The following is a 5271-nucleotide window of genomic DNA, read 5'->3' on the forward strand; positions in this document are numbered from 1 at the left end:
ATCGTGGGCAACGTCACGCAGCATGCGAACGTGCTTGTTGCGGAGGCGAGCCCGCGCGAGGCAACGCAAGGCGCCAACCGATGACCGGCGGCCACACCCGCAACACCGTCCCGATGCGGGCCAGTCCCCGCTGCGGCGCCCGAACTCGCGATRGCGATGCCTGCCGCGCACCGGCCGCACACGGCAAGGCGCGCTGCCGCATGCACGGCGGCGCGCTGAGGACCGGTGCGCCGAGGGGAAACCGGAATGCGCGAAAGCATGGGCTATTCACCAGGGAGACGATCAGCGAGCAACGACAGGTCCGGATGATGCTAGATGAGGCGCGGAAGCTTCTGCGGGAGTTGCGGTGATGCCCAATAATTGAAAAAATCAGCTGTCGCCCACGCCCCGTCGTGACCGCCGACGTCCCCATTTGGCAACCGCCCCCCCATCATGTACCCGCCTCTTCTCGGTACGGGCCGCTCATTGGGATCGCTGCTACGGATAGCGCTGAGTTCATACTCACTGACAGTCGCTTGAGCACCCGCCGAGTGTGTGATACATAAATTGCTCGGGACATTGACAACCGCCCGATGAGCTCCCGCAGCCAAGTGTTGTTTCGCTCCAGTATGGAGGTGAAACATGTCTTGCGGCAGCACTACTTCCAACTCCGCTTACACCATCAACCCGCCTTCACTGCCTCTTCCCGACGTGAGAGGGTGGAAGATTCCACTTGCGTGGCCGGCTGGAATAGCGTGCGCGTGGGAACGACGGCGCCAGTACAGGGAACTTCTCGAACTCGATGATCGGCTGCTCGCCGACATGGGCCTATCGAGGACCGCTGTTGAAGAGGTGCGCAGGTCTCCGTTGTATCTCGAAGCGTGGCGCCACAGTCTCTGAGGGGCCAATGTCCCGAAATGGAGTCACAAGCGCCTGACAGCGACGACTAAGTTGTCGTCAGTTAAGAAGCCTGTTTGACGGCCGGAAGGCCGGCTGCGGATCGCCAAAGGGCGATGAGAATTGAGGCCAGCAAATCCCTCAGCCATGCGAGGACGCGGCGGAGGTTGTGGCCGACGGCGGTAAGAATGACGTTGATGGCGTCGCCCTCACGGCCCTTGAGATAGCAGCGGCCGAGATGGCCTTCGCTCTTCATGTGGCCGATGATCGGCTCGATGGCGGAGCGGCGGCGGAGTTCACGTTCGATCGCGCCGAAGACGCCGCGCTTCTGCCCGGAGATGAAGACGCGACGCGGGCGCTCGGTCGTGTGGCCGCGATATCCCTTGTCGACATAGGCGCGTTCGATGGCGCATCCGGTCAGCTTCTCGGTCGCCTCGATGACACTGCCGAGCGTATGGCCATCGTAGGGGTTGCCGGGAAGCGATCGAGCGTTTGGATCACTCCGCGGACCCAGAAGCCAGCCTTGCAATAGGGCTGTCTCACAATCCTTGACACGGTCCGCCGGCTACTCGCATTGTGCTCCCAGCCAGCCAGCCAGCCAGCCATCAATCGGAGGCACGATGGATCGACGCATGAGGCTTTTTCTTATCATCTCCCTTGTCGCCTTCTGTTCGTCGTTCGTTGTCCAAATTGCTTTTCAGCATCTCGGTGCCAAAATATCGGTGTGGGGCGGGAATTCGGGATGGCAGAGGGAGATTGCTTTCTGGAATGTTGGCGCCGCAACCATTGTGTTTCTCACGCTGCGTCTCGGTGACCCCCGGTTTGCGGTGGCTGTTGCAACGGGCTGCACCGTCTTGTTTTGTCTGCTCGGCATTAATCATTTATTCGCTTTCGTCGCCGATCCGTCGGCTCAATTTCACTGGCCGCCACTCGTGCTTAACTGCATTGGCGCGATTGTCGGGACCCGCGCACTTTTGAAGCGCAGACAGGTATAATGTCAGAGAAAGATTGTGGGCCCGCGCTGACGCTGCTGCTGCTCGCGCACGCGCCGCGCCAGCGCCAGCAGCTTTGCGAACGCCGCTTCCAGCCCTTCGTCACCTTCGATCTTGCGGCCGATGTCGCGGATCACGCGGCCCAGATAGGTCCGCAGCGTCTTGAGCGCCCGGTTGGCGCGCGTGAACTGCTTGGCATGGGCATAGCGCTGGTGCCGGCTCAGGGCGAACTTGCCCACCCGTGCATAGGACTGTCGCAAAGCCACCCCGTGACGCGGCGCCAGCCGTACCAGCTTCTCGCGCGCCCGGTTCAGTAGCTTCGCGTCGGTGGGGAACGTCACGTTCTTGGGATGAACCGTGGTGTCGACGATCACCCGCGACAGCTCGGACGGCTTTATCGCCTTGGTCCTGACGGCCACCGAAAGGCTCTCCTGGATCAGCGCCGCCAGCCGTTCCTCGCCCATGCGGTTACGCCATCGCGTCAGCGATGAGCGGTCGAACACCAGCCGGTGCTGGAAGAACTCCTCGCCGCAGAAGTATTGGTAATAGGGGTTCTCGCCCCACCGCTCGCACAGCACCTCGTCGGACAGGTCGTAGCTGTGCTTGAGGATCGCAAGCCCTGGCATCAGGCGCGTCGGCAGCGGCGGCCGGCCGGGGTCATCGTCGTAAACCTCGCCGAACCGCCCTTCCAGAAAGCCCCAGTCCACGCTGCGCCCCAGCGTCACCAGCGGATGCTTCAGGTCGATGATCTGATCGAGCCGGGAGCGGAAAAGATCCTGCCCCCCGTCTCCTTGCGCTCTCGTGGCCGCATCGAATCCCTCGCGAATGCCGTCTCTCGGGCGAGAGAATCACAAATCAAGTTTGCAAGGAATCCCGCAACCAAGCCTGGATTTCTGGCAAATCCAGCTACGGCAAAATGCCCTTTTCAGATTCCAAATCAACGGCTTGGGAATTCTTCACGGACGACTAAGTTCGTTGGATGGGCTGAGTTCTTCGCGAAACTCATCCTCGTTGGAAACGGGTTGAGGGGTTTCGTGTTGCTCTACCCACGAGCTGAAAGTTCGAACGCCAGAGTCTCGAATAGCCGGGGAGGCACCACCCGCGCGCTGATCTTCGCGCACGGCAGCGCTGGCGCTGAGGAATCCGCAACGGCCGGTTCAAATGGCCGCCCCTATCCTCGTAGCGTAGAGCCTGTTGCCGCGCCTCGAATGGTTTCGAAGCTGGTACGTTGCAACGCGGCTCGCCTCTCGGCAATGGCATTGCTCAAGAGGTCGAGCACCAGCCCAAAAGCGGCGAGTTCCTCCTCCTCGATAGCGCCGTCATCGTAGCACTCGAGCGTTTCAGCGATGATGGCGTCCGCCTCGCTCTGCAGGGTCAGCAGTTCCTGGTTGGATTCCGCGGTACGCGCGCTCGAGACCATGGCCAGGATTCTCTTGCGATGGATGGTGTTGTCCTCCCTTTCGTCGCGGTTCAAGTAGCGGCGCAACCAGGCGGCGGCCGAGCCTATCCCGGAGAGAAGCAGGAGCCCGAACCAGAACAAATCGCCGTACCGGTCGAGAAAGGTGCGTTCGTTGCCGTCGATGACGGCCGCCGCTCCCCGATGTACCGGCAGCTCGGTGTCCTTCTCGAGGTCCGGCTTGGTGATGTGTGCAGCGCCGGGGACCTGCTTCGCAATCGCCTGACGGACGGCAAAGAGCTGCCGGAAAAACGCCGCTACCGTGGTCTCGGACATGCTCTTTCTTGCCACGATGAGGTGGCTGACGCTGACCGTCTCGACCTTGTCACCCGGCCAGGCCGGATCCGCATTGAAGACGCTCGGCGGAATTTCCTCCGATTCATACCGGGGATGCCTCAGGGCGATCGCTTCCGATGTCTCGATCTCGAGAAACTTCGGTTCGCCGCGGGCCCGCGCCGTAGCAGCAACGGCGTCGGATGTGATCTTGCTGTCGAGTGGCCCGACTGCCATGAATGCATCGAGGGTGAGATCGCGCGCCAGCTCCCCGATCTGTTCAGTGCCAAAGTGCGTCACCGCGACCTTCTCAACGTCCACACCGGCGGCGCTCAGGATGACCCGCAGCAACGCRGCATTCACGGGGGTCCGCCCAATCACGCCGACACGGTGCCCCGCGAGATCGGCGACCTCCTTGATTTTCGGCGACCGCTTTCCTTTCGAGCCCTTGCCCGCAGGCGCGGAGGGCGCCCACAGCACAACGAAGTTCTTACGCACGACGGCGACGGTCTGCGCCTCGGCCGGCATTTCCAGATCACCGCGGCCGACGGCAAGGTCCGCCTTGCCGGCCCCAAGCAGGGCGAGAGACTCCACCGCCCCGTTGGTTTTGATCAGAGACAGCCTGACGGTTCGACTTTCGCTCCTGAAGGCATCGGCCATTGCCTCGATGACTTTGGAATCGTCGCTGCCGGGCGGTCCAACGGCGATCCGGAGAACCTCCGGCCGCAATGCGTAGTAGAGTGCCCCCGCGGCCGCGCCAAAGACAAGAAATCCAACGGCGAGAGCCAGCAGTAAGGAATTGCTCCTCCTCCGCTCTCGGCGGGCCGCGTCGCTGGTCGTCTTGCTTGTGCTCTCGGTGGAAGACATTGCCGCCGCCAGCTGCAGATCCTGGTCCCCATGATACCACATCTTCCCGGGAACAACGTCCTGACGGCCGGCTTGGTTCATGGTCTCAGACAGCGGCGTCAGACCCGCTTTGATGGGCAACGTGCCTGCCGTCACGGCGCGCCGGCACCACTTTGCGCTGACGGCGCCGCCATTCCGGAATGAGGGGGCCGCGCTGCCGCCATTGGCGGCCGCCCCGCGATCATGTACCCCCATCCAAAACCTTCTCGGGACGGGACACTCATGGAGACCGCAGCCACTGACGACGCGGGAGGCGCCACCCGCGCGCTGATCTTCGCACTGGTGGCACTTGCCTGCGGGCATATGCTCTCGACCTTGCTGCGCACGATTCCCGCCATCAGCCTCGACCTGATGGCGGCGGATTTCCACGTCAAGCCGCAGGCGCTGGCGAGCCTGACCTCGGTCTATCATTTCGCCTTTGCCGCGGCGCAGATCCCGGTCGGCGCGGCGATGGATCGCTTCGGCGTGCGGCCGGTGTCGCTCGGCCTGCTGGCGGGAACCGTGTTCGGCGCAGTCGCATCGGGCTTTGCGACAGGCCCCGAGAGCTTTGCGGTCGGCCAGCTGATGCTCGGCGTCGCCACCTCGGGCATGCTGATGTGCCCGATGACGCTGGCGGCCAAGCAATTGTCGGCGGCGCGCTTCGGGCTGTGGTCGGGCGCGATCCTCTCGATCGGCAATATCGGCATGCTGCTGTCGTCGAGCCCGCTCGCCTTCGTCGTCGACACCTGGGGCTGGCGCGCCGGGTTCTGGATCTCCGCAGCTGGCGGC

5 protein-coding genes and 2 pseudogenes are annotated in these 5271 nt (G+C 63.1%); 4 read left to right on the forward strand and 3 right to left on the reverse strand.

The window, feature by feature from the left end; all coding sequences use genetic code 11:
- The first annotated feature begins 113 nt into the window (after positions 1-113).
- Positions 114-350, forward strand: coding sequence for an HGGxSTG domain-containing protein (locus tag AC1D00_RS25185; RefSeq protein ID WP_477012514.1), 237 nt, complete (start codon positions 114-116; stop codon positions 348-350).
- A 271-nt stretch (positions 351-621) separates the two neighbouring features.
- Positions 622-879 carry a YjiS-like domain-containing protein gene (locus tag AC1D00_RS25190; protein WP_477012511.1) on the forward strand — a complete coding sequence of 86 codons (258 nt, stop codon included), beginning with the start codon at positions 622-624 and terminating at the stop codon, positions 877-879.
- 61 nt (positions 880-940) lie between these two features.
- Here AC1D00_RS25190 and AC1D00_RS25195 read toward each other — a convergent pair.
- Positions 941-1369, reverse strand: a pseudogene (locus AC1D00_RS25195) (transposase); the annotation flags it as partial.
- A gap of 139 nt (positions 1370-1508) precedes the next feature.
- Between AC1D00_RS25195 and AC1D00_RS25200 the strand changes: the two are divergent.
- The gene (locus AC1D00_RS25200; RefSeq protein ID WP_477012512.1) at positions 1509-1871 is read left to right on the forward strand and encodes a hypothetical protein; all 363 of its coding nucleotides are present in this window, start codon (positions 1509-1511) and stop codon (positions 1869-1871) included.
- Positions 1872-1879: 8 nt separating this feature from the next.
- Here AC1D00_RS25200 and AC1D00_RS25205 read toward each other — a convergent pair.
- Positions 1880-2679, reverse strand: a pseudogene (locus AC1D00_RS25205) (IS5 family transposase); the annotation flags it as partial.
- A gap of 360 nt (positions 2680-3039) precedes the next feature.
- Complete coding sequence (locus AC1D00_RS25210) at positions 3040-4464, reverse strand: TAXI family TRAP transporter solute-binding subunit (RefSeq protein ID WP_404558952.1); 1425 nt, start codon at positions 4462-4464, stop codon at positions 3040-3042.
- A 261-nt stretch (positions 4465-4725) separates the two neighbouring features.
- Here AC1D00_RS25210 and AC1D00_RS25215 point away from each other — a divergent pair.
- On the forward strand, positions 4726-5271 hold a 546-nt coding region (locus tag AC1D00_RS25215), incomplete at its 3' end, for an MFS transporter (RefSeq protein WP_477012513.1).

It is taken from the genome of Bradyrhizobium sp. P2_E8 (assembly GCF_056403875.1).